Source organism: Lactobacillus helveticus (assembly GCF_046109915.1).
In the GTDB taxonomy this organism is placed as follows: Bacteria; Bacillota; Bacilli; order Lactobacillales; family Lactobacillaceae; genus Lactobacillus; species Lactobacillus helveticus.
In genome coordinates, this window is the sequence record NZ_CP151471.1 from 933,490 (window position 1) to 959,524 (window position 26,035).

A 26,035-nucleotide genomic window follows, 5' to 3' on the forward strand; every position below is an offset into this window, starting at 1 on the left:
TTTAAACCCCTTTGCGTTTTATTTTTTATTTATTAAGATGATGACCGCCAGCGGCTTTGTTCAAACGATTCATATAAGCCAAACTTTCTTCGCCTTCATCGAAGCCTTGAACATAAATAGTTTCAATATCGTCTTTATCATCAAAGTAACGTAATGCACCAAACAAATTATGATCGGCATCAATTAAATTTTTACCTAGGTCAAATTTATTTTCTTCAGGTAAATTAATTTGATCTAAAACCGAACCTAACGCAGCGACACCTGTTTTATCATTAAAATCAATTTTGCCAAAATCAGCAGGATCATCTACTACAACAACGGGTTCGCTTGGAGCATAGTGTCTGTACTTCATTCCTGGAGCTTTAGGTACATCTTTATCTGCGACCTTACCAGTATTAATCAAAACTTTTTCACCGAGGACCTCGCTAAGTTCTTCTGGCGTAATCTCACCAGGACGAAGGACAATAGGAGTTTTGACGGATAAATCAATAATAGTTGACTCAAGACCAACACGAGTTGGACCACCATCAATAATGCCTGCAATCTTGCCCTTTAAATCATGGTAAACGTGCTCAGCAGTGGTTGGACTTGGCTTAGTTGAAGTATTGGCAGATGGGCCTACAATTGGATAACCTAATTTAGCAATTAAATCATGAGTCAATTGATCATCAGGACAACGAAAAGCTACTGTATCAAGTCCACCTGTAACGGCATCAGGAAGCGTACCAGGCTTAACAAATAAGAGTAAAGTCAAAGGACCTGGCCAGAAGTGCTTGATTAATTTTTTAGCTCTTTCAGGCACTTCTTTGGCATAGCGCTCCATCATTTTTTCATCAGAAACGGTAACAATCAAAGGATTATCGCTAGGACGTCCTTTAGCAGCATAAACACCTTTAACAGACTTTTCTTTAGTTGCGATTGCACCCAATCCATAAACCGTTTCAGTTGGAAATGCTACAAGTTCTCCTTCAGCTAATAATTTAACAGCTTCATCAATTTGATCTTTTTTAAAAATCTTGGTTTCCATAATTTTTATTTTTGCCACCTTCCATGAACCATGCGTGGCTTGCCGGCCATGTCTTTTCTAAATTCAATATCAAAATCAGGCAGTTCTTTAGCAAATAGTTCTTTCAATTGATCTTCTTCGCTAAAACCAAATTCTAAGAAGAATTCACCATGACTATTTAAGTGATCACGAACCTGCTTAGTAAATTTTTTATAAAAATCTAAACCATCATTGCCTGCAAAAAGGGCCTCTTTAGGTTCATTTTGCAAGACATTTTCATCCATTTCTTTTTTCTCGGTTGTCTTAATATATGGCGGATTAGAAATAATCTTGTCAAACTTTTCCAAACCAATTAAGACATTTGCCTTACGCGTTACTACATCAAGATCATAAGTCAAGAAATTCTCTTCACTAGTTCTTAATGCGGCATCAGTAATGTCACTAGCATAAAGAGTTAAATCTTTAATCCCTTTTTTCTCGGCTTCTTTAGCAAGGGCAACCGTAATGCATCCCGAACCAGTACCTAAATCAAGCACCTTATCGCCACTCTTCAACGACTTAAGCGCCCATTCCACGAGTTCTTCAGTTTCAAAGCGTGGAATTAAGACCCCACGCTGCACCATGATTTTATATCCCAAAAACCAGGCATAACCCAAAATATATTGGGGAGAAACACCCTTGGCTAGCTTTTTAATATCTTTATTTGCTTGCTTTAACTGATCGTCAGATAAAACCATGTCTTGTTTTAACTCAAATTCACTTGGAGTCAAATTAAGACGCTCAGCCAAAACATAGTCAATATCTTCAGGGCAAGCATTTTCAGCAGTTTCGCCTGCCTTAATTCTAATTTCTTTTAAAGTCTTAGGCATTTTGATCAGCCAACTCCTCTAATTGCTTAGTTTGGTTATAAAGAATCAATGCATCGATAATTTCGTCAAGTTCCCCGTTCATTACACGGTCAAGCTTATTGATAGTCAAGCCAATACGGTGATCAGTAACACGGTTTTGAGGATAGTTGTAAGTTCTGATTCTTTCTGAACGGTCCCCAGTACCAACAGCATTCTTACGTTTAGCATCATATTTAGCTTGGTTTTGACTTTCATAGTAGTCATAAACACGAGACTTCAAAATTTGCATAGCTTTTTCACGGTTTTGTTGCTGACTACGTTGATCCTGCATAGCAACTACGATACCAGTTGGCAAGTGAGTCATACGAACGGCACTAGAAGTCTTGTTAATGTGCTGACCACCGGCACCACTTGAACGATAAACATCAACACGAATATCCTTTGGATCAATATCAATATCTACTTGTTCATATTCAGGCATAACGGCAACAGTTGCAGTTGAAGTATGAACACGACCCTGAGATTCAGTTACTGGGATACGTTGAACACGGTGAGCACCATTTTCATACTTTAATTTTGAGTAAACCTTGTCTCCAGTAATCATAATGGCAACACGCTTATAACCACCAACTTCAGTTGGTTCTGAATCAATCATTGAAACCTTCCAGTTTTGACGTTCAGCGTATTTTTCATACATTCTAAGCAAATCACCAGCAAAAAGTGAAGCTTCATCACCACCAGCTGCACCACGGATTTCCATGATGATGTCTTTATCATCATTAGGATCCTTAGGCAACATCAAAATTTTAATTTGATCTTCAAGTTCAGGAATTTCTTTTTCAATCTCAGCATTTTCTTCTTTAGCCATTTCGATTAAATCAGAATCCGTTTCATTGGCAATAATTTCTTTATTGTCAGCGATTTCTTTTTTGTCTTCTTTATATTTCTTGTACTTTTGTACAACTTCACGCAAATCGGCTTCTTCTTTAGAAATTTCCATGTAACGCTTAGTATCATTAATAACTTCAGGGTCTGCCATCATTTCTTGAAGTTCTTCATAATGAGCTACTAAGCCCTCTAATTGAGCCATCACTTTATCCATAAATTAAAAGTCCTCTCTATCTCTGAATACCTGGGTGAAAATAATGATAACGACAAACTGGATAGTAGCTTTCATCGCCACCAATTTGTACTTGTTCACCTTCATATACAGGTTTGCCATTATTAACCCTTAAATTCATCGTTGCTTTATGACCACAATAATGACAAATAGTTTTCATCTCTTCTATTTTATCAGCAAAAATCAATAAATTTTCACTGCCTTCAAATAAATGATTCTGAAAATCATTTTTTAAGCCAAATGCCATCACTGGAATATTAAATTCATCTACAATTTTGGCACATTCTAAAACATGATGTCTTTTCAAAAATTGTGCTTCATCAATTAAGACACAAGCCAATTTTCCTTTTCCATCAGCTAAATCATGGCTATTCATTTTTTCAATGTATGTAAATAAATTCATATCCGCAGTAATTGGAATTGCCTTACGATGAAGTCCAATTCTAGAAGCAACCGTACCAACACCACTACGATTATCAAGTCCGCTCGTCATTAAAGCAATTTTTCGCCCTTGTGCCTCATAATTGTGAGCCACTTTTAGAATTTCTATTGTTTTACCACTACTCATTGCACCATAACGAAAAAATAATTGCGACATTCCGGGCCCCTCCCTTTTACTTAAAAAGTATTCGCCTAACATAGTATAGAGGAAAAAATAAATTTGTGTAGCTAAATGAACGGTAAAACCTCGTTTTCATTCCTGCTCTATGCTAAACTAAAACATAGTTTTAAAGTGAGGGATTATAATATGAGTTTTAAATCAGGAATCGCCAAAGTTGCGGGAAAGTCTAGTTACTGGTTTTTACATAACGTTTTAAAAGGTGGTACTAGTTTCCCTGGCAAGTTTGCTATGAAAATTGATCCAAACGTTCTTAATTCTTTAGCCCAAGGCTATGAAACCGTAATAGTTACGGGAACCAATGGGAAAACCATGACTACTGCTTTAATAGTTGAAGCCTTAAAGAAAAAATATGGTGATGTTTTAACTAATCCATCTGGTTCAAACATGCAACAAGGGATTGTAACAGCTTTTTTAGCTCATAAACATAAGCGCGTTAAGCGAAAGATCGCGGTGCTAGAAGTTGATGAAGCTAACGTAAAGATGGTAACCAAATTGCTTCATCCTAGCGTATTTGTTTTGACAAATATTTTTCGTGATCAGATGGATCGCTATGGTGAAATTTATACAACTTACGACAAAATCGTCGATGGTATCAAATTAGCACGTGATGCAACTATTATTGCTAACGGCGATGCAAGCATCTTTTCATCAGTTGAGCTTCCTAATAAGAAAATTTTCTACGGTTTTAAATTGCCTAATGACAAGCCAGAAAATGATTTTAAGGCTCCTGTTAACACTGATGGCGTGCTTTGCCCTAAATGTGATCACATTTTGCACTACCATAGCAGGATCTATGCTAACTTAGGTGATTTCTTCTGTCTTAACTGCGGATATCACCGTCCTGACTTGACTTTTACAGTCAATAATATTCTTGAACAAACGCCTAATAGTTTGAAATTCCAAATGGGCAACAAGGATTACTCTATTAACATCGGTGGTACTTATAATATATATAATGCCTTAGCTGCTTATTCAGTAGCTCGTCATTTCGGTTTAACTGAAGCTGAAGTCGTTCAAGCATTTGCTGAAAACAAGCGTATTTTTGGACGTCAAGAATTAATCCATTACGGTAATAAAGATATTGATTTAATCTTGGTCAAAAACCCTGTTGGTCTGGATGAAGTATTGCACATGCTCAATACTGAAAAAGATGACTACTCTTTAGTTGCCTTATTAAATGCCAACCACGCCGATGGTATTGATACCTCATGGATTTGGGATGCTGACTTCGAAGGACTAAATAAAGACAAGATCAAAAAGATTCTTGTCGGCGGTCAGCGCTGGCATGACATGGACTTCAGATTAGAGATTGCCGGTTTTGATCCAGGTACTATGAGTACTAATCCTGATTATGACAGTTTGATTGAAGAAATTAAAAAGTTGCCAACTAAGAAGGTCTATATCCTTTCTACTTACACAGCAATGCTTGCACTTAGAAGGAAAATGGCAGAAAAGAAAATTATTAAAGCTGGTATGTAATGTTAAAGATTCACGCAAAGTGAATCTTTTTTATTTTAGGCAAAACAAAAAGGTTTAAGCTGCTCTTAGCTTAAACCTTTATTACTATTGAGATATTGGGGCTCGAACCCAAACATCCAGGAACCAGAATCCTGTGCCTTACCAATTTGGCTATATCTCAATGAATCACCCGTACGAGAATTGAACTCATAACTCCACCTTGAGAGGGTGGCGTCTTAACCATTTGACCAACGGGCGAATCAACATTAATAATTATGCTTTTTTCTTCTATGCTTGTCAAGTCATTTTGTCTATAATAATTGAGTGGATGGTGAAAAATGATCGACTATAATAAAACACAACATTTAATTGAATCAACGGTCTTTGAACGAGTAGTACCAGGCGTTAACTACACTTTTATTAAAGATAAACAAATCTTTACTTCAACAACAGGATTTGCTAGCATCTACCCTACTGTTACTCAACTTAGCCCATTTGCGGAATATGATTTGGCAAGCTTGACCAAGGTCTTAGCCACCGAAAATGTGCTTTTAAAGCTGTATGATCAAGGCAAGCTTAACTTTACTGAACCTTTACAAGAGTTTATTCCTGAGTTCAAGGATTCACGTATTCGCCTTTATCACTTGCTAACTCATACCAGCGGCATCCGCGGTTGGATTCCACATCGTGATGAATTAAATCATGACGAATTATTAAAAGCAATTATTAATCTTCCTGTGACAGGCGAATTCGAACATAAAATGCGTTATGCCGACACCAATTTTATTTTGCTAGGCTTAGTCATTAAAAAGATTTTCAATCGGCCTGTACAAGAAGTTGCTACAACTGAGGTATTCAATCAAATGCCGCTAGCTCATACTACGTTTTCACCTAAAAAAGAAGCCTGTGTACCAACTGCAATTGTTAACGGCCAAGTATTGCAAGGAGTACCTCATGATCCTAAGGCAAGACAATTAAGAGCTGATTGTGGATCTGCTGGCCTTTTTTCAACCATGCAAGATCTAATTACCTTTAGTCAAGGCTATCTTGGATTAAAAAAAGATGTACTCCCTTACAGTCAAAAAACGGTCAGTCTGCTTTTTGACAACAAAAATCCAGCTGGAGTAAAGCCTCGTTCTTGGGGCTGGGATCTACGCTTTGACCCTAAAAATCATTATCCGATTATCTTACATACTGGTTTCACCGGTACATTAATGATTTTGGATCGCATTAAACGATCAGGTTTAATTCTGTTGACTAATCGAATTCATCCTACTGGACATAATACAATCTTTCTTGCAATGCGAGAAAAAATCATCCGTAGCTTTTTAAAAGAAAATAGCAAAGCATAAGAAAAAAGGACGACTGTGTGTCAGCCGTCCTTTTTATCTCTCACTAAATTTCATCATCCGTATATATTATAACTTATTTTAAAGTAATTGTCTTAATTAATTATTATTTTCCGTTTTAAACATTTTCCAGTCACTAAAAAGAATAATTAAACTAATAATTAATGTAAAAATAAATGCTGCCTGACTGCCTTGAGCAGTACCCAAAGAATAAGAAACGGCAGGCTTTTTTTGCCAAATCGCTATAATTGCTGCTAAGACAGTTGTTCCAATTGAACCTGCTAATTGTTGACTAGTTTGGCAAACGGCCGTGGCATCGGCACGCAATGACCCAGTTTCTACTTTAAGAGACTCTGCCAAAGTATTACTAAAGGACATTCTGTGCCCCATCATCATAATGCCGTAAAAAATGACGATCATTAATACGTTTAAATTCAAGCCAAAAATCATGAATAGTAAGCATCCTAGCATCATTAGACTACCGCCTAAATAAAGCGGTGATTTAGCACCCCCTTTTATCATATAAGCTACCAAGGTAAGGATTAAGCAAACCTGCAATAATGCTACCAGGAAGCAAAATTAATCCACCTACTAAAGAATTTTGATGATTAACAATTTGAACATAATTTGGTAATACAAAGCTAATGCCGATATTGTTAAATTGCAAAAGGAAATATGCTAAAGCGCCCCATACAAAAGCCTTTTGTTTAAAAACGGCTAGATCAAGCAACTTCTTAGTTGATCTTTGAGACAGCTTAATAAAAAGCCAAATCAAAACAGCTGTTGCCACTAACAAAAGCCAAAATAGTGGATTAGTGATTCCTTTACTAATTTGATTAACACCTACAGTCAGAGTAATAAAGGCGCCAGCTAAAACTACAACTGCTAGCCAATCAAAATTGCTTTTAACTTGTTCATGATATTTGCCAATCACCAAAATAACTGCAATGAAAACAACCAAGGCAATGATAGTTGCAAAAATAAAAATCCAACGCCAAGATAAATAAAAATTAGTAATCCCACCAAAAGCAGGTTCCAAAGTTGGTGCCATGGCAACTACTAAACCAGCAATTCCCATATAAACGCCCCATTTGGCACGTGGAATAATTTCAGTGACTAAATTAAACATTAACGGCGTACTGATTCCTGCACCTAATGCTGAAATCAAACGTCCTAAAAGCAAAATCAAGAAATTAGGTGCTAACGCACTAATTACGCTACCGACCATAAAGCCAACACATGCTACAATAAACAATTGCTTAGCTGTAAATCGTTCATTTAAATACGATGAACAGATCATAATAATTGCAATCGTTAAAAGATAACCTGTAGTAGTCCATTAAACAGTATCTAAGGCAACATTGAACTGCTTCATCATCGTAGGAAAAGTTACGTTTAGACTTGTTTCAGTCAGAATTCCCACAAATGACATAAATGCTGCTGATAAAACAGCCAAAATATTTTTTGTTTTTTCTTTCATACAAATCCCTAATTTAATATTCCAAACAAAAAGAGTAGAAACCTTAAAAAAGTTTCTACTCTTTCTTTAATTAGCTAATGCTAACCATATTCAACCGCATACTATCAAATATGCTGAGTAAAATTAATTATTTAAGACGCTTAGTTAAGTCGTCGTGTAAGTTTTCATAACCTGGCTTGTTAAGAAGACCAAACATGTTACGCTTGTATTCTTCAACACCTGGTTGGTTGAATGGGTTAATGCCGTTCAAGTAACCTGAAATAGCAATTGCTAATTCGAAGAAGTAGATCATGTAACCAAGAGTATGTTCAGTTTGATCTGGAATGTTAACAGTCATAACTGGTACGCCACCGTCAGTGTGAGCTAAAACAACACCTTCGTAAGCACGGTCGTTTACGTAATTCAAGCTCTTGCCTTCCAAGAAGTTAAGTTGATCCAAGTTCTTTTCATCGCCAGGAATCTTAACATCGTGACGTGGGTTTTCAACACGGATAACAGTTTCGAATAAGTTACGAAGGCCTTCTTGAATGTATTGACCAAGTGAGTGTAAGTCAGTAGTGAAGTTAGCACTTGATGGCCAAATACCCTTGTTATCCTTACCTTCTGATTCACCCATCAATTGCTTGCACCATTCACCAAACATTCTAAGGCTTGGTTCATAGTTTTCAACAATTTCAGTAGTGTAACCCTTGCGGTAAAGAATGTTACGAAGAGCAGCATATTGATATGGTGAGTTCTTGTGAACATCAGTATCAGTGTAATCTGCACGAGCATCTGCAGCACCCTTCATCAATGCATCAATGTCAGCACCTGCAGCTGCAATTGGAAGTAAACCAACAGCAGTAAGAACACTGTAACGACCACCAATATCATCTGGAACTACAAATTCTTCGTAACCTTCTGCATCAGCTTCAGTCTTCAAAGCACCCTTTTGACGGTCAGTAGTTGCGTAAATACGCTTAGCAGCTTCTTCCTTGCCGTACTTCTTGATTAACTTATCCTTGAAGATTCTGAATGCTACTGATGGTTCAGTAGTAGTACCTGACTTAGAAATTACGTTAATACTGAAGTCCTTGTCGCCTAACCATTCAATCAAGTCATAAAGGTATGAACCTGAAAGTGAGTTACCACAGAAGACTACAGTTGGCATATCTGCCTTTTCTTTGCCGTAGAAGTTGCTGTTCAACAATTCAATTGCAGCTTGAGCACCTAAGTATGAACCACCGATACCGATACAAATTAAAACTTCTGAATCGCCTTGGATCTTCTTAGCGGCCTTCTTGATACGTGCAAATTCGTCTTTGTCGTAATCTACTGGTAAGTCAAGCCAACCACGGAAGTCACTACCAGCACCAGTACCATCACGGAGTTCAGTGTTAGCAGCATTTACCATAGCTTGCATTTCGCCTAATTCATTTTCATGAACAAATGGGGTTAATTTACTACTATCAAAATTAATTAAACTCATAAATCTGCTTCCTAACTATTATAAAAATTCCACATCTTTATTTTAACAATCTTATTTACCGAATACCAGTATCAATTACAAACGCATACATAATTTTCTGAAAAAGAGATAAATCAAATAGCCCAGGATCGCACCACACGTATTAAAGAAGACATCATCAATATCGCTCACACCAGTTGCCAATAAAAATTGCAAGGTTTCGATAAAAATTGAAAATAGCATCCCTATCACAATAGTTTTAAAAAACGATTGCTTTTTTGAAAAAACAATTGGAAATAATATTCCAAACGGCACAAAACACATAATATTGCCAAATGAATTGTAAAAGAAATCCAATCTACTCGGTGCATAAACTAGTTTCCACGTTTCTTTCATAAAAACTAAATTGACATCACTTAACGGTCTATTAAAATTAAACGCTAGTTGCCATGGAAAATAAGTATCTCTGAATGTGGTCAACATTAAAATCAAAATCAAATAAAATGCAAAAATCCAAACACTAATTTCTGATTTGATTGATCTTCTCCTTCTAACAAAAAGAAGCCAGATCAATCGCAAAACCGCAAAAATCAAAAAGTAAAAAAAAGTCTTATCTAGTGCCAAAAAAGTTAATTTTACTAATGCAAAATGATTAATACTAGTTGCGTAACGCTCTGCTAATAAATTATAAAGTGGGCCGAAAAATAGCATGCTTTGCCTCTTTCTAAATTATTCCTTCTAGATTATAGCCATTTTTTCAAAAGCTAATTATTAAAAAATGCATAACTATTGATAAATCGTTGTTTTAAGCAGAATGAACCTTTAAAATTAAAAGATGTTAAAGGAGAAAAATATGAAAAAGAAAATTAGCAATTTTATTCAAACAAGGACAGGATTTCTAATCCTCTTAGTATTTTGTTTTTGGATAAAATACATTTTTGCCGCTTATTTCGACTTTAATTTAGGTTTATCGGACCCTTACCAACACATTATCATGTGGCTCAGTCCAATTGGAACAGCGATTATTTTGATTAGTATTGGTTTTTATATCCCTAAACCTATTATTTCCTATATCGCCATGTTAATCATGGATTTTGCAAATACTGCTTTATTATTTGCAAACATCATATACTATCGGCAATTCACTGATTTTTTAACCATTAAAACAATGACTAATGCTGGTAAGGTTTCTCAGGGATTAGGCAAAAGTACCGTCGCATTACTCCACCCTAGTGACATCTTAATTTGGATTGATCTTATCGTTATCATCATTCTTTTGGTTATTCATAAAATACGAATCGATCAAAAATCATATGGGCTTTCAATGCCTATTGCTATCACTTCGGTTGGTGCATTAATTACCACTTTAAACATCTTTTTGGCTGAAACTTCTCGTCCACGTCTTTTAAGAAATACCTTTGATCGTTCTTATGTCGTGAAATACTTAGGTATTGATGCTTTTACTGCTTACGATGGTTTTAAAAGTGCACAGAACGTGCAGGTAACCAAAAACGCCAATGCCTCAGATTTAAATGACATTTTAAACTTTACTAAAAAGACTTACGCTGCTCCTTCCTCTGCGTACTTTGGTGTCGAAAAAAATAAAAATGTTATTGTCATTCACTTAGAGAGTTTCCAACAATTTTTGATCAATCTCAAAGTTAATGGTAAAGAAGTTACGCCATTTTTAAATTCGCTTTATCGAAATAAACATACTTTAAGCTTTGACAATTTTTATAATCAAGTTGGCTTAGGTAGGACCAGTGATGCTGAAAACATGCTAGAAACTAGCACTTATGGAATTTCTGATGGCTCGCTTTTCACCTCATTAGGATCTGAAAACACATTTCAGGCGGCTCCACAAATTCTGCGTCAAGACGGCTATACTTCTGCTGTTTTCCACGGCAATGTTGGTACTTTTTGGAACAGAAATGATGTCTATAAAAACATGGGCTATAACTATTTCTTCGATAAAAATTATTACAGCTCACAGACTAAAGACAGTAGCGGCTATGGTCTAAAAGACAAGCTTCTATTTGCAGAAAGCATTAAATATTTAGAGCAAATGCAGCAGCCATTTTATGCAAAATTCATTACTGTTACTAACCACATTCCATTTGAACTCGATAAAGAAGATCGTGACCCTAACTTCCAAACCACTAAAACGCGCGATCAGACTATCAATAATTATTTCGAAACTGCACATTATTTAGATGAAGCAGTTCACGAATTTTTTAATTATTTAAAAGCATCTGGTCTTTACAAAAATAGTATGATTGTAATTTATGGCGATCACTATGGATTAAGCAATTCCGAAAATGAGACTTTGGCTCCTATCATTAATGAGAGTGCAAACACTTGGAATACTTATAACAACGTACAGATGCAGCGTGTTCCCTTTATGATTCATGCCAATAATTTAAAAGGAAAAATCAGCCACGAAATTGCTGGTGAAATCGATGTTCTACCAACTTTGCTTCACTTACTTGGCATTAATAATAAAGGCTATGTTCAATTTGGTAACGATATGCTTTCCCCACATAGGCAAAATTGGATCGTCCTTAGAAATGGTACCATTATTAGTTCCAAGTACATTATTGTTGGAGACAAAGGAATAAAAGGAACGGTTTATAACCGAATCAATGGTAGACAAATTATTAACTTTAGCCCACAAGAAAAGAAAGAAATTACTACTTTAGCCAAGAAAGCTAAAGATTCTCTTCATTACTCTGATCTGCTAAACAATCATAACCTACTGAGATTTTACACCCCGGCCGGCTTTGTACCAGTTGATCCGACTCAGTTTAACTACTCTGACAATTATCAAAAGATGATCGCAATCAGACAAGATCTTGCAGACAGTTCTACTTCACTTTACAGTCGAAATCATAATCGTTCTACAACTAAGCTTTATAAAACAGATGCTTCTGAACTGCACAATCGTGAAAAAGATATCACCAAAGTACCAGAAGGAGTACTGAAAAACCAGTTAATAGATCAAGATGATAAAGACAAAAATAGTAAAAAATAGATAATATTAAAAGGCATTCAGCTACCAATAGCAGCTGAATGCCTTCTTTTTATTGATCTTTACTTATGAATTGTTCATAGCCCTTGTCATAAAAGATAACTGTAAAGGTAGAACCTTTGCCAGGCTCAGAATCTACTTTTACTTTTCCACCATGTTGCTTAATCAATGAAGAAACGATAGCTAAACCTAAACCAGATTCACCTGTTCCCATTCGTGCCCTTGATGGATCAGCTTTGAAGAAACGCTCAAAGATATATTTGGTCTGGTCTTTACTCATGCCAATTCCATTATCCTTTACGAATATCTCACTCGCATGTTCTAATCTTTTACCAGAGATTTCAATTTGTCCATCATGAGTAAACTGAATGGCATTCTGAACCAAGTTAACCATCACTTGAGTAAAACGATCACGATCCGCATAAATTGGCAATTTTTCTGGACCAGTAACACTGATTTCATCATTAGCTTTTCCAGCATTCTGTTTTAATTGAGATTTTAGATCACGTAAAATTGGCATTGCATCAAAATCAGTCTTAATCAACATGATTTGATTATTGCGAATTTTTTCATAATCCAAATTTTCATTAACCAATCTAACTAAGCGCTTGGTTTCTCGCTGCATCAAATCAATCGATTTAGGTTTAGACTCTTCTGGAATTGCATCATATTGCAGCCCTTCCAAAATACCATTAATAGTAGTCAAAGGCGTGCGCATTTCATGAGCCGCATCAGCCATAAACTGATCACGCCGGTTTTCCTGCGCCCTAACCTCTTCGTTTGATTGCTTGAGTGCTTTAACCATTTTATTAAAGTTTTCCGCAAGTTGATCAATTTCATCGCTATCTTTATGAGCAATCTGAACATTGAAGTTCCCTAACGCAACTTTTTGCGTTGCTCTAGATAAACGTTTAATTCGTTTGGTTGAGTAATACGAAATAATAAAACTAAGAATTAAACCAACGGCTACGGTAACTAACAAAGCTCGCAATAAATTGCGTTTTGCCATATAAATTGGTCGCTCAACATGTGTTAACTTAGAACTAATCCAAGCTACACCGACCAAATTTTTCCCATTCATCCATGGAACTAAGACACCAGTATATGCATCCTTAGTAGAACCGATTGGCGAATGCTCCGCATGATTATTTTGAATACGAATTTCCTGTCCATTTTTTAATGTAGAAAAAATCTTGTCGGATAATTGTACCTTAGCATTTACCCGAGGATAAATTTGCATATTTTGATCATTAAAAATACGTAAATGAACATCATCCCCACGCAAGACAAACTCTAATTGGTTTAGAAAATTGTCATTTAGTAACGCCGTACCATTTTTTCCATCTGTCTCGGCTAGTTCTCCTAATGAATTAGCATAGCTTTCCATGCGTTGATAATTTTGCATATAAGCCTGATTGCGAGCATATCCGATTTCTGAATAACCAATAATAGAAATCGTAGTCACAATAATCAGGAGAAATCCGAGCATGTTTTGATAAATTAATTTCATTATTTGACCTGCGAATCGTCAAACTTATAGCCAACGCCCCAGACTGTTTGGATAACCTTGGCACCAACTTTTTCTAGTTTTTGGCGCAATTTTTTAATATGGGCGTCAACAGTTCGTTCTTCACCATAATACTCATATCCCCAGACCAGCTCTAATAATTGATCACGCGAAAAGACTTGCTTAGGCTTTTGCGCCATTGTATATAACAAATCAAATTCCTTCGGCGTTAAATCAACAACTGGTTGGTCATCAAATAAAACTTCTCGTCTATCCTTAGAAATCTTTAGATGAGCAGTCTGAATTTCATATTCTTGATTATTATTTTCTTGTGTTTGAACGTCTTCTTCCATCATCACGCGACGATGAAGTGCCTTGATACGGGCAATTAAGGCGATTGGACTAAATGGCTTAGTCACATACTCATCAGCACCAATTCCTAATCCTAGAACTTGATCTGATTCACTGCCCCTAGCAGTAAGCATAATAATCGGAACAGTAGGAGAAATAGCTCTTACTTCCTTAGCAACTTGAATACCATCTTTTTTAGGCAAATTCAAATCTAATGTAATCAAATCATACTTATCTGCATTTTCTTTAAACATATCGACGGCTTCGACACCGTCGACAGCGATATCTTGCTGCCAACCTTCTTTTTTGAAAAACATTCCCATCATTTCAGCGACGGAATTATCATCTTCAACCATTAAGATTCTCAAACTCATTATCGATCCCTAAATCCTTTTGTTCTTTGACGTTTTACTTGATCAGGATCGACATAGTCATGTGGCAATTCATGTAGTTCACTGAGAAAAGATTTGAGACTTTTTTCAGTAAAGACAATTGGCAATAAGATAAATAAATAAAAAGTTAATAGCCAAATGAGAAAATAGCGATCCCAATTCAAATAGTGAATAATTACACCTATTGCGACTTGAATTAAGCCGAATAAAATACAATATAAGCTTGCCCTTCTTTGAGCAAACTTAAAACTATCCTTGTTAACTTGCGCTAGATAAGATAAATAGCCATAAATCCGATTAGGCTTTTTGGCTGGTGAAATCAACCAAATAATTCCAATCACTGCCATTATTGAACCACAAGCGATATAGATCACAATTTCTCACTCCTAAATCTGATAAAATAAACGGTTATTCCTCACCAGGTGCAGATATAACTATTCTCATTTTACCAGTGAAAGTGAATTTCTTCATCTCATTTGGAATAATTAAATTAGTTCCCAACTTCAAATTATATGTTTTGCCATCAGCTTCGAGTTTTCCTTCGCCTTTAATGACTGAAACTAAAAGATATGGGTGATTCTTTAACCCTGTCTTCCAAGTGCCATCAAGATCGATTTGCCATAAGTAAAAGTGTGGAGAAATTGGTGGTTCTACCAAAGTCTTAATTTCCGCATCTTGGTCCTTATTAGTCTTAATATCAAGCTTAGGATCAACGTAAGGCACAGTAGTTACATCAATTGATTTTTGTGTATGAAGTTCACGCTTTTTGCCGGTCTTCTTGTCTACTCGATCATAATCATAAAGACGGTAAGTTACGTCACTGGATTGTTGGGTTTCAATTACCAAACACCCTTTAGTTAAGGCATGAATTGTACCTGCAGGAACGTAGAAGAAGTCGCCAGCCTTAACCGGAACTTTTCTAAGCAATTTGTCCCATTCACCCTTATGGATCATGTCAGCTAGTTCTTCACGAGTCTTAGCATGGTGACCATAAATGATGTAGGCACCTGGGTCTGCTTGCATGACATACCAGCTTTCGGTCTTGCCTGAATCATTTTCTACTTTTCTAGCATAATCATCATCTGGGTGCACTTGCACTGACAAGTTATCGTTTGCATCCAAAAACTTAACCAAAAGTGGAAATTCCTTAGCTTTAGGATTGCCAAATAATTCTGAATGCTTTAAATAAACATCTCTTAATGACATGCCTTTAAGTGGTCCTTCAGTCACTACTGAAGCATCATCCTTATAACCGGAAATAATCCATGCTTCGCCTACTTTTCCTTCTGGAATATCATAGTGAAAAATATCATCTAATTTGCGTCCGCCCCAAATCTTTGGTCTAAAATAGGGGGTTAAAAATAATGGTTCCATTTAAATCACCTCACATAAAGTATATACTTTGAGACAATAAAAATGAAACCCTTTTCTCGACTATATATCTACTTTTTAGTTTACATGTAAACCTATTTGCTATACTTACGAATCCCTTCAGCCAATCGATTCATCCCATCTTTCACCATTGCTAATGGACAAGCCAGATTTATCCGGATGAAATCTTGACCGTTGCCACGATAAACACTACCGGCCGAAACAATTAAACCTGTTTCTTTTCTAAGAAACTCTACTAATTCTGCAGAGTTATTGGCTACTTTTTGGACATTAATCCACATTAGATAAGTAGCATCCCCAGAGATAACTCTTATTTCAGGAATATTTTCTTGAATGAAATGACTGACATAAGCGAAATTTTCATTTAATTGCTGCTTTAATGCTTTCAGCCAACCATGACCTTCTTCGTATGCCGCGATCGTGGCTAGAATGGCCAACAGATTAGGTTCAGCTACCTCATCACTATTTAAGCCGCGATTGACAATGTTGCGCAAATTTTCATCAGGAACAATTGCTGTTGCAGCATGAAGTGCAGCTACATTAAAAGTTTTACTTCGTGAAACTAAAAAAATTACATTGCTCTTAGCTTCAATTGAAAATGCTGGAGTGTAACCCTGCCCCTTTCTAACTAAATCGCCATGAATTTCATCTGAAAGCAAAACGACATGATGTTTTTGACATAATTGTGCAACTCTTTGCACTTCTGCCTTAGTCCACACTTTACCAATAGGATTATGAGGATTACAAAAAATCATCAACGTAGTTAAAGGATTAGCTAATTTCTCTTCCAAATCTGTCCAATCGACACTATAATTTTTGCCATCAAAAGCTAAATCACTTGATAAAACATGGCGTACATTATTCAAAATAGAATTGTAAAAAATATTATAAACAGGTTCTTGAACTAGGACATTATCACCAATATGTGAAACACGACGCACAATTGATGAAATTGCGGGTACAACTCCTGTGGTAAAAATCATCCAATCATTATGGGGCCGACACCCATGTTCTGTTTCATACCAATCTGCTACTGCATTAAAATAATCTGTCTTAGGCCATTCATAGCCAAAAGCTCCTAATGAAATTTTTGCTTGCATTGCCTCAATAATTTCAGGCGCTGTTTTAAAATCCATATCGGCAATCCACATTGGTAATTCCCCTGGTTTAATATCCCACTTTACCAAATCAGTATGACTGCGATCAGGTGCATTTTCAAAATCATATTCCATTTTTATCACTAATCCTTGGGTTTTTGATTATTATCAGAATGCATTAATTTTTCATGTACCTTTGGACAAATAATTTCTGTCTTTTCAGGATCAATTTTAGATGAATCCATAATTAAGGTATCTACTTCTGGAACCTCAATTTTTCCTGAAATAGGATTCTTAATACTATCAATCTTGCAGTTCAATTGTACATCCATATCTGAAACGTATTCAAAAGCCAAGTCAGTATGAATCAATGAACTATTTTTAATTTCAAGATGGTCAATATAATTCAAGTCCTGATTACTTTCGATTTTACAATTAATCAATTTAAGATTTTGAGTATTCCAAGCCAGATATTCACCATCAATCGTTGAATCATAAATCGTTACATTTTTGCAATTTCAAAAAGCATCCTTAGACACAAAAGTAGAATGATGAACTTCAATATTTTCTGCACCATAAAAAACATAATTACCAACTACGCTAACGTGATCAAGGTAAATATTTTTGCTATCTTTACCAAAATGATCTCCATTAATTTGAGAGTTAGTAATTTTTATATCGTTACATGTCCACATTATTTCTTCCGCATCGACAAAATGGACATTATCTAACTTAATATGACTTGCTCTTCTAAATAATTTAGGCGCTTGCAAGGCACTATTTTTAATCAAAATATTTTTGGTATACCAAATTCCACTTCTAGACATGGTTTCAAATGTAGTGTTTTCGACTTTTACGTTATCGTCATACCACAAAGGATATTTCCACGTAAAAATTGAATCCTTTAACTGAATATTTTTTGCTTCTTTTAAAGGAGATTCACCTTTTCCAAAAGTAATGCCTTCAAGTTCAGCATTATTAACGCCATAAAGAATTCTTTCTCCTTCAAAATACTTATTTTTGAAAGGATACTATAACTAATAGTTATTGATACATAAAAATAAAAGCCTTGCTAGGAATCATATCCTAACAAGACTTTTTTCATTCGATGGAGATGAGGGGAGTTGAACCCCTGTCCAAACGCATTCCGTCACTGACCTCTACGATCATAGTTATATTACTTGAACTTCACTAGCTCAAAACGCCATATAACAGGGCTAGGATGAGCTAGCTAACCTGTTAAGACTTTTTTTAACTATTCAGGTGAGATAGTTAAACGTAACTCGCTAAAGTTGATACTCAGTGTCAGCCACGAGTAAACAGACAAAGAGCAACGCATGCGCTAAATTAAGCAGCTAATGCGTAAGAATTTTTGTTATTTGCAGTTATATTTAACTGTAACGTTTTTACGTAGACGTAACCTACGAATCGCAGTCAATGCGAATCTACGCCTGTCGAATCCCAAAAACATCCCCTTGAGACTCTAACATTATAGCATAGACAAGCTAATCCTGCGAACAAAAAGCTTAATTAATGTTAGTCAAACGAACTACATCACGTTCAATGATTAATTCCTCATTAGTTGGAATAACCATTACCTTCACCTTAGAATCAGGCTTAGTAATGAAATGCTCACCGTTTTCTTCGTTTGCTTCATAATCTGGTTCAACACCCATGTACTTGAAAGCATCCATAACTTCCTTACGTACGCCCATATCATGTTCACCAATACCAGCAGTAAAGATAATAGCATCAACACCGCCCATTTCAGCAATATATGAACCAACGTAACGAACGATTCTATTAATAAAAATCTTTCTTGCAAGTTTAGCACGTTCTGTGTCGCTTTCACGGATGTCACGCATATCTGGAGAAATACCTGATAAGCCAAGCAACCCAGATTTGTGATTCAAGATATGAATCATTTCATCCATGGATTTTCCTTCAACATGCATTAAATGTTGAATAAGTGATGGGTCAATATCACCACAACGAGTTGCCATTGTGATACCAGCAATTGGACTAAAGCCCATTGAAGTGTCATACGATTTTCCATCTTTTACAGCAGTAATTGAAGCACCTGAACCTAAGTGACAAATAATTAATTTTAAATCCTTTAAATCTTTGCCGAGCATTTTAGCAGCATGAGGTGCAATATAGCGGATTGATGTGCCATGTGCACCATACTTGCGAACACCATATTTTTCATAGTATTCATAAGGAAGAGAATATAAGTAGTGAACTGGATCAAGAGCACGATGATAAGTAGTATCAAACACGGCTACTTGTGGTACTTCTGGCAATACATTCATAAATGCTTCAATTCCACGACCTTCAGCTGGGTTGTGAAGTGGAGCATAATCTTCTAGTTCATAAATCTTAGGTAAATTTTCCTTGGTGATAATAGTAGAATCATCAAAGTATTCACCACCATTAACTACACGGTGACCCACGCCAACGATTTCATGCAAAGCATCTACTACATTAAATTGCTTCAAGAATTTAATTAACAAGTTAACTGCAGCTTCTTGATCGGCAATTTCTGTTTTTTCTACATGCTTAGTGCCGTCAGCCAATTTAATTTCAAAAGAAGCATTGTCCAATCCAACACGATCAGCCATACCACTTGCAATCACTTTTTCATCTGGCAATGAAAATAACTTATATTTAAAAGATGAACTACCTGAGTTAATCGCCAAAACCTTTTTCATAAAAATAATTTCCTCTTCTTTCAACAAAAGTTAAGTGCTTCACGAATTAATGAGTGATTTTAGTATACCACTCGTTTAACTTAACATTAAAACGAATCAAAGCCTCTTCTTTTTTCAAAGAATCCAGTTTAGTTAACAAAACTTCACTAGCTTTAGCATCTTCTCCATGATTTTGGAAAACCAGAATCGACTTTTGATTAAACTTATTTTTAAACATATCATCAGGCAATTCAACGATAGCTTTTAAATATACCTTTTTGGTCAACCATGGCATAAAGTCAGCACCAATCTTGCCTGACAAAATTGATTTAGGAACAACTAAAAATGCATAACCAGCTGGCTTTAAATTCTTAATTATTTGTTCAATTAATAGTAGGTGTGCAAATGAATGTCCTTTTTCTGCGCGATTTTCAAAGTTCTTAGCATGTTCATCAACTGAGTAATAGCCAATTGGCAAATCACTTATTACGACATCTGGATTTGAACACATCCAAGGCATCAATGCATCTTGACAATAAAGTTCGATGTCAAAGTCATTCAAGTGTGCCGCTACATCCGCTAAATTAAGCATTTCTTCATCGTTATCAATTCCGACTAATTGATAATTATCTTTAGAATGGTTTAAGGCTTTCAACTGTGAAATGATTGAAAACAATAAGATTCCTGTACCGATTGTCGGATCAACTATTTCAATCTTTTCATTCTTCACCAACTTGTGCATCAACATTGCAATAACAGTTGAAATTGCTGGTGGAGTTGGCATCTTATTAACATCAAAGCCATCATCATTGATTGCTTTTAAAGTTAAAAATGTAAAAACTTGTGCCTTATCTTTTTGACTAATTTCATCATAATCAAGTGCTTGATATTTTTTGCTCAGTTCAGCAACAGTTTGTTCATCTGGTGCACCGTTTTCGACTTTAATTTTACCCTGCTCTAAATTATCGAATGTTTCAACTAAAGCTTCTGTAAATGAAACATTCAAGGCTTTTTGCAAAGTTTGTACGCAATCTAAAAATTGATTAAAAAGTTTCTTAAATTTTTCCATAACGTCCCTCCATACCTTCATTATTTTAAAGAAAGGAAAGTAGAGGTGCAAGAAAAGTTATTTGCCAGATAGATATTTGATGATCATTAGATTATTTTCCATGCTTGCGCAATACACTTCTTGATATATTTTGATAAAAAGCAGAGTCGTAATTAAAACTAAAATACTGCTAAGCAGCGCGCTTCCCTTTATTTTTAACAATCTTTTTCTCTCTTTCTGGTCTAGGTTTTTCATCAAGCTTAAAGACTAAATCTGATTTTTTCTTATCTTTTTCTACCACATGAATAATAATTTGGTCTTTTTTCGTTGCAAAATGAGCCGATTTAATATTAAAAATAAGCGGCATATATCCACCACGATCAGCTCCTGCTTTTGATACTTTTAAAACATGATTTTTTAAATAATATTCAATCGCATACATTTCTTCTTCACCATTTTTATCAACTCGAACAAAAGCTGTTCTATTACTTTTAGCATCTTTTGTGATTGGATAGACGTTTTTTGTATTTTCTGCATGCATAAAATTATTCAATTGAACATATGCATAAGTAACATCATTCACATGTTGGTTTTCATTCATGCTGGCCTTTTTAATACTTAGCAACAAGTTTTGCAAAATAGAAAGTACTAAAATAGTGATAAAAAGAGAAAAGATGACTTCTGTTAACATAAATCCCTTAGTCTTTAACCTTGAATTTTTGGTTAGTAGTCTTGTCATTAAGATAATGTTGCCCCACCCTTTCATAAACGTGATCATGCACTGTTATCTGATCCAAGTCACTAGTCTTCAATACATGATAGGCATAGATTCGGTCCGTTTTTAATTCTATTTCCTGACCATTTTTTTGGCCTTCAGCAACGGTTAAATAAAGACAACTCACAGCAACAACTGAAATAATAATAGCAATGGCACTTTCAAATATTAAGAATCCTTTTACCTTTTTCATTTTGCCATTCGTCCCCATAACATTTGATACTTGATAGCCTTTTTCATTCCATAACCACTGATAGTTACTGTTCTAGGAGCGGAACGGCCTGTTTTAGAAAAAACAAAGTTTGTTAAGCCTTTAATATCGATATTTTCATTTATATTAACGTGCTTTTCATGACCTCCACCGACCAATTTGATATAGTGCTGATTCTCAGAAAAGATGACGGTTACGGCATGTCCTTCAATCGTACTAATTCGTGAGGCTTGATCGAGGGCAGCAGTCACTTCTTTTACTGTATTATCGAAGACCAAGCGATTTTGATATTTCTTAAGCTGCAAACTGCCAATTAACATCATCCCGCAACAAATCGCCAAAGTAATCATTGTCTCAATTAAAGTAAAAGCTCTATATTTATTTCTTATTAATTTCAGTAACTTTTCCATTTTCTAATTTAAAACTCTTATTAGCTTTATTTACTTGATCTTGAGTTAAATAATCATCCTTTAATAGTTCATCAAATTTAGTTGGTGTACCATGATCATCATCTTTATACATTTCTACCTGCGTTTGCAAAGTAGTCTTAAATGCATCTGAAGTCTTATTCTCCGCTTTTTCCTTTTGATTCAACATATTAGGTACAATTAATACCATCAAAATCACAATAATGGCAATCACAACCACCATTTCGATTAAAGTAAAACCTTCTTGACGACGGGTTTTAGCTAAAATGTTTAACAAATATCTCTTCATTTTCTTTTTCATCTTTTTTCTCCTTAAAGTCCTTGCATCATTGAATACATTGGCATTAATAACTTCAAATACATGCCAATTACACATAAGCCAATCAAGATAAAACAAAATGGTTGTACATTAACAACTAATTTCTCTATTTTTTGAGTTAAATCGATAAATAAACTGCGCCCAAGCATTAGGCAACTCTGACTTAGATTTTTTCTTTCTGATCCCGTCTTGAGCAAGATTAACAAGCTATTTGGTAAAAATATTTCTTGTTCTATGATTTTCTCTAAATTTCTACCTTCAGCTAGTTCATGACCTATTTTTTGCCCTAAAGCTTGCTGCAACGAGCCTTTTTCCTGCTCTGACGCATAATCACACATTTTTTGCAGTGAAAAGCCACTGGCAAGCAGCATCCCAATGTCATACACCAATAAATAATTAACATATAGCGAAATTACCGGGCCAATAATGGGATACTTGGTTAGTTTTTGCATTGAATCGTAATCTTGTTTGTTAAGCAAAACAATTATCCTAGCTAAAAAATAAATTCCAGCAAGTACAGCTCCAATTAGCCCCAACATGATCAAATCACCTGAATATTCGCTTCCATCATTAAACTGAGTGGATATAAACGATTGCATAAAAACAAGCAAAATTACCATCATGATTGCTAAAACGAATGGATAAGACAACTCAGCACGCAATTTTTTGACTTGCTCTTGTTTAAGTCGACTGAGAATAGCTAATTGATTCAAACATTCTATTAAATTTCCTTGCTGCAATGCTAGGTTAACCTGTGTTACCGTTGTTTTCGAAAATCCTAACTGGATTAATTCGACGCTAAAGCTATTGCCTTCCTTCATTCGTTTAACCAGCTTTTGCATTAATTCTTTTTTCTTCGGCCATAAAACAGGCATCAGCTCTATTGAATTAATTAATGAAAAACCATTTTCCAAGCTATGTTTTAAATAATCTAAAAAAACAAGCTGTTCTTCACTATTCAACCTATCCTTCTTTGAATTGCTCATATACTTCAGCATCAATTTTTCCTCCTTCCCGCAACAGTTGCATATTTTCTTGCCAATTAACGAAGTCACTTCGCACGCTTTGCTGTAATTCTTGATTCAAAAGTTCGCCCTCAGCAATATCCATTAGACATTGCATCCCTATCGAACTAGGCAATAGCCTTTGATAAGACACCGCGGTTAAACAATTAGATAATTCATCATTTTTGATACCTAAACTCTCCAAACGTGAAATAGTTTGCAAAGTACTTTTAGCATGGACCGTCGCAAAAACTAAGTGTCCACTTAAAGCAGCATCAATTGCCAACCTTGCTGTACCTTGATCACGAATTTCTCCAATAATCAAAATATCTGGGCGATGCCGTAAAGCTGCTTTTAGCAAACTTTGATAATCAATCCCGGCTTTATTATTGACTTGTGATTGCAAAAATGTAGGTTCATGAACTTCAACTGGATCTTCAATGGTCATTACTACTTTATTAGGGCTCAATTTCTTTGCAATTTCATACATCGTAGTCGTCTTACCTGAACCCGTTGGTCCACTAGTCACAATCAGCCCTCGATGCAAAGCCAATTTTTCTAACGATTCTACTTGTTCAGGAAAGAAATACTTACTTTGCTTAATTTCATAAATTATTCTAATGACCAATGATTCTTGATCGGAAAAATCACCTAAACTAGAAAGACGTAAATAATATTCCGCTTGATCAATGCCATATGTCATTGCCCCTACCTGAGGTCTACGATGTTCTGCAATGTCCATTTGGGCACTATATTTAAAGAAATTAATAATTTCTTGTCCCTCATCTAAAGAAAAGTCGGTTTGAGTACTTACCCCTTGATTAGTCCGAAACTGCACGATCATATTCTCCTTTTTCGGAAAAAAGAAAATATCGCTCGCCTTACACCAAATTGCGGAAGTGAGTAATTCATTGATAAATTCCTTCGTTTTCATAAAAATCCTCCTTTTTTGCCTCACACTATTTAATACGCAAAAAAAGACGATTTTTTTCTGAGAAATTTAAAAAAATTTATTTTTTTAAAAAAAAGGACAAAAAAATAACCCAACCAAATTGGTTGAGTCATTTTCTCTATTTAATAATTAGTCTTCATCAGCTGCTGCAGTGTAAACATTTTGAACATCGTCACTGTCTTCAAGAGCATCAACTAAGTGTTCAAATTGTTCCTTCTTATCTGCTGGAACTGGGGTGGTGTTTTGTGGAATCATAGTTAATTCAGCATCTGCGAGCTTGTAACCGTCCTTAATAAGTGCATCACGAACGTCTGCAAATTGCTTTGGATCAGTGTAGATTTCAAATGCATCATCACTGGTTTGAAGATCGTCACCACCAGCATCCATTACATCAAGCAATACTTGATCTTCATCTGCATCAGTAGTTGAACGATCAATTACGATGTAGCCTTTACGATCAAACATGTAAGCAACAGAACCAGTAGCACCAAGTGAGCCACCATTACGAGTGAAAGCAACACGAACATCTGAAGCAGTACGGTTCTTGTTGTCAGTCAATGCTTCTACAAAGACAGCAACACCACCTGGAGCGTAACCTTCATAAGTAATTTCGTCGTAGTGTTCTTCTGAACCACCTTCGGCTTTTTTGATCGCACGCTTGATGTTGTCCTTAGGCATGTTGTTTGAACGTGCCTTATCAATTACCATACGTAATGTAGGATTCCCATCAGGATCAGGACCACCACTCTTTGCAGCCATATAAATTTCACGAGATAACTTTTGGAAAATTTTACCTCTCTTTGAGTCTTGCGCATTCTTGCGGCCTTGAATATTGTGCCATTTTGAATGTCCTGACATAAGGATCCTTCTTTCTTTTTTCTAATATTAATTAACGATATTATCTTAACTCACAGCACCCTAAAATTCAATGGTGTCAAAGCTTTAAAACTATTTTTTCTTGGCCCAATACTTATTTTTCAAATATAAAACGATCATAACTAAAATAATAGCCGTTAAAGCCCCAAAAGCATCCAAAATTACATCATGTACGCTTGGAGTTCTATCTCCTGTTAAAAATTGATGATACTCATCAAAAGCAGCAAATGCAATTGCTGCAAACCAGGTTAAAACGGGAGCTATCCACTTAATCTTAAAAATGCGGCGCAAGCCTAAATAGCCAAAACCGCCCAATAAAAAGTATGAGCCAAAATGTGCCATCTTCCGCAAAACAAATTGTGCAAGTCCTGCTCGCCCATCTAATTGTGCATTATGAAGGCGTCCGCCATAAGTAAAATTCCAGCCAGCCACAATATTTTCTAGCCAACCAAAATATTTACTGACTGTGCCATCATGCAATTCCTGTTCATGGTATGTCATTGAACTAGAAATAAATAAAAATACCAGTACTAATAATGCCAACAATAAAAAAAGCTTTTCTCGTTTCGTAAAATGAAATTTCTCCATAACTCTTTCCCTTAGTTTGATTTGAATAACTTCTTTTTACTTTAACA

Annotated in this window: 24 protein-coding genes, 2 tRNA genes, 1 other RNA gene and 2 pseudogenes; 3 read left to right on the forward strand and 26 right to left on the reverse strand. The window is 35.5% G+C overall.

Annotated elements, in window-relative coordinates:
• Positions 1-25 precede the first annotated feature (25 nt).
• The 4 genes from AADV52_RS04805 to AADV52_RS04820 are packed head-to-tail and all read right to left on the reverse strand — an operon-like array spanning position 26 to position 3,572.
• Positions 26-1,027: an L-threonylcarbamoyladenylate synthase gene (locus tag AADV52_RS04805; protein ID WP_014919072.1), complete on the reverse strand. Its 1,002-nt coding sequence runs from the start codon at positions 1,025-1,027 to the stop codon at positions 26-28.
• A 5-nt stretch (positions 1,028-1,032) separates the two neighbouring features.
• The gene (gene prmC, locus AADV52_RS04810; RefSeq protein WP_014919073.1) at positions 1,033-1,875 is read right to left on the reverse strand and encodes a peptide chain release factor N(5)-glutamine methyltransferase; all 843 of its coding nucleotides are present in this window, start codon (positions 1,873-1,875) and stop codon (positions 1,033-1,035) included.
• Positions 1,868-2,956: a peptide chain release factor 1 gene (prfA, locus tag AADV52_RS04815; RefSeq protein WP_014563879.1), complete on the reverse strand. Its 1,089-nt coding sequence runs from the start codon at positions 2,954-2,956 to the stop codon at positions 1,868-1,870. The genes prmC and prfA overlap by 8 nt, the downstream gene beginning before the upstream one ends.
• A 16-nt stretch (positions 2,957-2,972) precedes the next feature.
• Entirely contained in the window at positions 2,973-3,572 is a 600-nt protein-coding gene (locus tag AADV52_RS04820; protein ID WP_014919074.1) for a thymidine kinase, read from the reverse strand.
• Positions 3,573-3,722: 150 nt separating this feature from the next.
• Here AADV52_RS04820 and AADV52_RS04825 point away from each other — a divergent pair, with 150 nt between their 5' ends.
• Entirely contained in the window at positions 3,723-5,075 is a 1,353-nt protein-coding gene (locus AADV52_RS04825; RefSeq protein ID WP_014919075.1) for a Mur ligase family protein, read from the forward strand.
• 87 nt (positions 5,076-5,162) lie between these two features.
• On the opposite strand, the gene AADV52_RS04830 is transcribed toward AADV52_RS04825, so the two are convergent.
• Positions 5,163-5,235: transfer RNA gene (locus AADV52_RS04830), tRNA-Gln, on the reverse strand.
• A gap of 5 nt (positions 5,236-5,240) precedes the next feature.
• Positions 5,241-5,312: transfer RNA gene (locus AADV52_RS04835), tRNA-Glu, on the reverse strand.
• Positions 5,313-5,392: 80 nt separating this feature from the next.
• Between AADV52_RS04835 and AADV52_RS04840 the strand changes: the two genes are divergently transcribed.
• Positions 5,393-6,406 (forward strand): serine hydrolase domain-containing protein, encoded by a 1,014-nt coding sequence (locus AADV52_RS04840; protein ID WP_014919076.1) that lies wholly within the window; start codon positions 5,393-5,395, stop codon positions 6,404-6,406.
• Positions 6,407-6,502: 96 nt separating this feature from the next.
• On the opposite strand, the pseudogene AADV52_RS04845 reads toward AADV52_RS04840, so the two are convergent.
• The 3 genes and pseudogenes from AADV52_RS04845 to AADV52_RS04855 form a co-directional block, all read right to left on the reverse strand.
• Positions 6,503-7,883, reverse strand: a pseudogene (locus tag AADV52_RS04845) (MFS transporter).
• A 127-nt stretch (positions 7,884-8,010) separates the two neighbouring features.
• Entirely contained in the window at positions 8,011-9,351 is a 1,341-nt protein-coding gene (locus AADV52_RS04850; protein WP_014919077.1) for a glucose-6-phosphate isomerase, read from the reverse strand.
• Positions 9,352-9,426: 75 nt separating this feature from the next.
• Positions 9,427-10,041: a VanZ family protein gene (locus AADV52_RS04855; RefSeq protein ID WP_014919078.1), complete on the reverse strand. Its 615-nt coding sequence runs from the start codon at positions 10,039-10,041 to the stop codon at positions 9,427-9,429.
• A gap of 124 nt (positions 10,042-10,165) precedes the next feature.
• On the opposite strand from AADV52_RS04855, the gene AADV52_RS04860 reads away from it, so the two are divergent.
• Positions 10,166-12,361 carry an LTA synthase family protein gene (locus AADV52_RS04860; RefSeq protein WP_041808779.1) on the forward strand — a complete coding sequence of 732 codons (2,196 nt, stop codon included), beginning with the start codon at positions 10,166-10,168 and terminating at the stop codon, positions 12,359-12,361.
• A gap of 49 nt (positions 12,362-12,410) precedes the next feature.
• Here the strand turns inward: AADV52_RS04860 and AADV52_RS04865 are convergent, their stop codons facing one another.
• From AADV52_RS04865 to AADV52_RS04945, 17 genes and pseudogenes are all read right to left on the reverse strand, one after another.
• A complete protein-coding gene (locus tag AADV52_RS04865) occupies positions 12,411-13,868 on the reverse strand; it encodes a sensor histidine kinase (protein ID WP_014919080.1) in 1,458 nt (485 codons plus the stop codon).
• On the reverse strand, positions 13,868-14,590 hold the full coding sequence (locus AADV52_RS04870; RefSeq protein ID WP_014563889.1) for a response regulator transcription factor: 723 nt from the start codon (positions 14,588-14,590) through the stop codon (positions 13,868-13,870). The genes AADV52_RS04865 and AADV52_RS04870 overlap by 1 nt, the downstream gene beginning before the upstream one ends.
• Positions 14,590-14,982: an SdpI family protein gene (locus AADV52_RS04875; RefSeq protein WP_014919082.1), complete on the reverse strand. Its 393-nt coding sequence runs from the start codon at positions 14,980-14,982 to the stop codon at positions 14,590-14,592. Before AADV52_RS04875 ends, AADV52_RS04870 begins: the two co-directional genes overlap by 1 nt.
• Before the next feature lie 34 nt (positions 14,983-15,016).
• A complete protein-coding gene (manA, locus tag AADV52_RS04880; RefSeq protein WP_014919083.1) occupies positions 15,017-15,982 on the reverse strand; it encodes a mannose-6-phosphate isomerase, class I in 966 nt (321 codons plus the stop codon).
• 92 nt (positions 15,983-16,074) lie between these two features.
• Positions 16,075-17,232 carry a MalY/PatB family protein gene (locus tag AADV52_RS04885; protein ID WP_014919084.1) on the reverse strand — a complete coding sequence of 386 codons (1,158 nt, stop codon included), beginning with the start codon at positions 17,230-17,232 and terminating at the stop codon, positions 16,075-16,077.
• Between the two features lie 8 nt (positions 17,233-17,240).
• Positions 17,241-18,122: pseudogene (locus AADV52_RS04890) on the reverse strand (DUF3737 family protein); the annotation flags it as partial.
• 81 nt (positions 18,123-18,203) lie between these two features.
• Positions 18,204-18,572: a transfer-messenger RNA gene (gene ssrA, locus AADV52_RS04895) on the reverse strand.
• Between the two features lie 51 nt (positions 18,573-18,623).
• Positions 18,624-19,808, reverse strand: a complete 1,185-nt coding sequence (locus tag AADV52_RS04900; protein ID WP_014919085.1) for an acetate/propionate family kinase — start codon at positions 19,806-19,808, stop codon at positions 18,624-18,626.
• Positions 19,809-19,854: 46 nt separating this feature from the next.
• The gene (locus AADV52_RS04905; RefSeq protein WP_014919086.1) at positions 19,855-20,856 is read right to left on the reverse strand and encodes a class I SAM-dependent methyltransferase; all 1,002 of its coding nucleotides are present in this window, start codon (positions 20,854-20,856) and stop codon (positions 19,855-19,857) included.
• A 169-nt stretch (positions 20,857-21,025) separates the two neighbouring features.
• Positions 21,026-21,574 (reverse strand): ComGF family competence protein, encoded by a 549-nt coding sequence (locus tag AADV52_RS04910; RefSeq protein ID WP_257791309.1) that lies wholly within the window; start codon positions 21,572-21,574, stop codon positions 21,026-21,028.
• The gene (locus AADV52_RS04915; protein ID WP_003626116.1) at positions 21,534-21,803 is read right to left on the reverse strand and encodes a hypothetical protein; all 270 of its coding nucleotides are present in this window, start codon (positions 21,801-21,803) and stop codon (positions 21,534-21,536) included. The genes AADV52_RS04910 and AADV52_RS04915 overlap by 41 nt, the downstream gene beginning before the upstream one ends.
• Complete coding sequence (locus AADV52_RS04920; protein WP_003626115.1) at positions 21,800-22,231, reverse strand: type II secretion system protein; 432 nt, start codon at positions 22,229-22,231, stop codon at positions 21,800-21,802. The genes AADV52_RS04915 and AADV52_RS04920 overlap by 4 nt, the downstream gene beginning before the upstream one ends.
• On the reverse strand, positions 22,200-22,550 hold the full coding sequence (gene comGC, locus AADV52_RS04925) for a competence type IV pilus major pilin ComGC (RefSeq protein WP_014919088.1): 351 nt from the start codon (positions 22,548-22,550) through the stop codon (positions 22,200-22,202). The genes AADV52_RS04920 and comGC overlap by 32 nt, the downstream gene beginning before the upstream one ends.
• 11 nt (positions 22,551-22,561) lie before the next feature.
• Positions 22,562-23,563 carry a type II secretion system F family protein gene (locus AADV52_RS04930; RefSeq protein WP_041809053.1) on the reverse strand — a complete coding sequence of 334 codons (1,002 nt, stop codon included), beginning with the start codon at positions 23,561-23,563 and terminating at the stop codon, positions 22,562-22,564.
• Positions 23,532-24,506 (reverse strand): competence type IV pilus ATPase ComGA, encoded by a 975-nt coding sequence (gene comGA, locus AADV52_RS04935; RefSeq protein WP_014919090.1) that lies wholly within the window; start codon positions 24,504-24,506, stop codon positions 23,532-23,534. The genes AADV52_RS04930 and comGA overlap by 32 nt, the downstream gene beginning before the upstream one ends.
• Positions 24,507-24,653: 147 nt before the next feature.
• Positions 24,654-25,382 (reverse strand): YebC/PmpR family DNA-binding transcriptional regulator, encoded by a 729-nt coding sequence (locus AADV52_RS04940; protein WP_014919091.1) that lies wholly within the window; start codon positions 25,380-25,382, stop codon positions 24,654-24,656.
• 90 nt (positions 25,383-25,472) lie between these two features.
• On the reverse strand, positions 25,473-25,988 hold the full coding sequence (locus AADV52_RS04945) for a VanZ family protein (protein ID WP_014919092.1): 516 nt from the start codon (positions 25,986-25,988) through the stop codon (positions 25,473-25,475).
• Positions 25,989-26,035 lie beyond the last annotated feature (47 nt).

What these genes read in the sequence shown, in the direction of transcription:
- AADV52_RS04885 (WP_014919084.1), bottom strand. Translation starts at nt 17,232, where the DNA reads ATGGAATATGATTTTGAAAATGCACCTGATCGCAGTCATACTGATTTG.
- AADV52_RS04945 (WP_014919092.1), bottom strand. Translation starts at nt 25,988, where the DNA reads ATGGAGAAATTTCATTTTACGAAACGAGAAAAGCTTTTTTTATTGTTG.
- AADV52_RS04910 (WP_257791309.1), bottom strand. Translation starts at nt 21,574, where the DNA reads ATGACAAGACTACTAACCAAAAATTCAAGGTTAAAGACTAAGGGATTT.
- AADV52_RS04870 (WP_014563889.1), bottom strand. Translation starts at nt 14,590, where the DNA reads ATGAGTTTGAGAATCTTAATGGTTGAAGATGATAATTCCGTCGCTGAA.
- AADV52_RS04850 (WP_014919077.1), bottom strand. Translation starts at nt 9,351, where the DNA reads ATGAGTTTAATTAATTTTGATAGTAGTAAATTAACCCCATTTGTTCAT.
- AADV52_RS04820 (WP_014919074.1), bottom strand. Translation starts at nt 3,572, where the DNA reads ATGTCGCAATTATTTTTTCGTTATGGTGCAATGAGTAGTGGTAAAACA.
- AADV52_RS04915 (WP_003626116.1), bottom strand. Translation starts at nt 21,803, where the DNA reads ATGAAAAAGGTAAAAGGATTCTTAATATTTGAAAGTGCCATTGCTATT.
- AADV52_RS04905 (WP_014919086.1), bottom strand. Translation starts at nt 20,856, where the DNA reads ATGGAAAAATTTAAGAAACTTTTTAATCAATTTTTAGATTGCGTACAA.
- manA (WP_014919083.1), bottom strand. Translation starts at nt 15,982, where the DNA reads ATGGAACCATTATTTTTAACCCCCTATTTTAGACCAAAGATTTGGGGC.
- AADV52_RS04865 (WP_014919080.1), bottom strand. Translation starts at nt 13,868, where the DNA reads ATGAAATTAATTTATCAAAACATGCTCGGATTTCTCCTGATTATTGTG.
- prfA (WP_014563879.1), bottom strand. Translation starts at nt 2,956, where the DNA reads ATGGATAAAGTGATGGCTCAATTAGAGGGCTTAGTAGCTCATTATGAA.
- AADV52_RS04920 (WP_003626115.1), bottom strand. Translation starts at nt 22,231, where the DNA reads ATGGAAAAGTTACTGAAATTAATAAGAAATAAATATAGAGCTTTTACT.
- comGA (WP_014919090.1), bottom strand. Translation starts at nt 24,506, where the DNA reads ATGAAAACGAAGGAATTTATCAATGAATTACTCACTTCCGCAATTTGG.
- AADV52_RS04825 (WP_014919075.1), top strand. Translation starts at nt 3,723, where the DNA reads ATGAGTTTTAAATCAGGAATCGCCAAAGTTGCGGGAAAGTCTAGTTAC.
- AADV52_RS04805 (WP_014919072.1), bottom strand. Translation starts at nt 1,027, where the DNA reads ATGGAAACCAAGATTTTTAAAAAAGATCAAATTGATGAAGCTGTTAAA.
- AADV52_RS04900 (WP_014919085.1), bottom strand. Translation starts at nt 19,808, where the DNA reads ATGAAAAAGGTTTTGGCGATTAACTCAGGTAGTTCATCTTTTAAATAT.
- AADV52_RS04940 (WP_014919091.1), bottom strand. Translation starts at nt 25,382, where the DNA reads ATGTCAGGACATTCAAAATGGCACAATATTCAAGGCCGCAAGAATGCG.
- comGC (WP_014919088.1), bottom strand. Translation starts at nt 22,550, where the DNA reads ATGAAAAAGAAAATGAAGAGATATTTGTTAAACATTTTAGCTAAAACC.
- AADV52_RS04840 (WP_014919076.1), top strand. Translation starts at nt 5,393, where the DNA reads ATGATCGACTATAATAAAACACAACATTTAATTGAATCAACGGTCTTT.
- AADV52_RS04860 (WP_041808779.1), top strand. Translation starts at nt 10,166, where the DNA reads ATGTTAAAGGAGAAAAATATGAAAAAGAAAATTAGCAATTTTATTCAA.
- AADV52_RS04855 (WP_014919078.1), bottom strand. Translation starts at nt 10,041, where the DNA reads ATGCTATTTTTCGGCCCACTTTATAATTTATTAGCAGAGCGTTACGCA.
- prmC (WP_014919073.1), bottom strand. Translation starts at nt 1,875, where the DNA reads ATGCCTAAGACTTTAAAAGAAATTAGAATTAAGGCAGGCGAAACTGCT.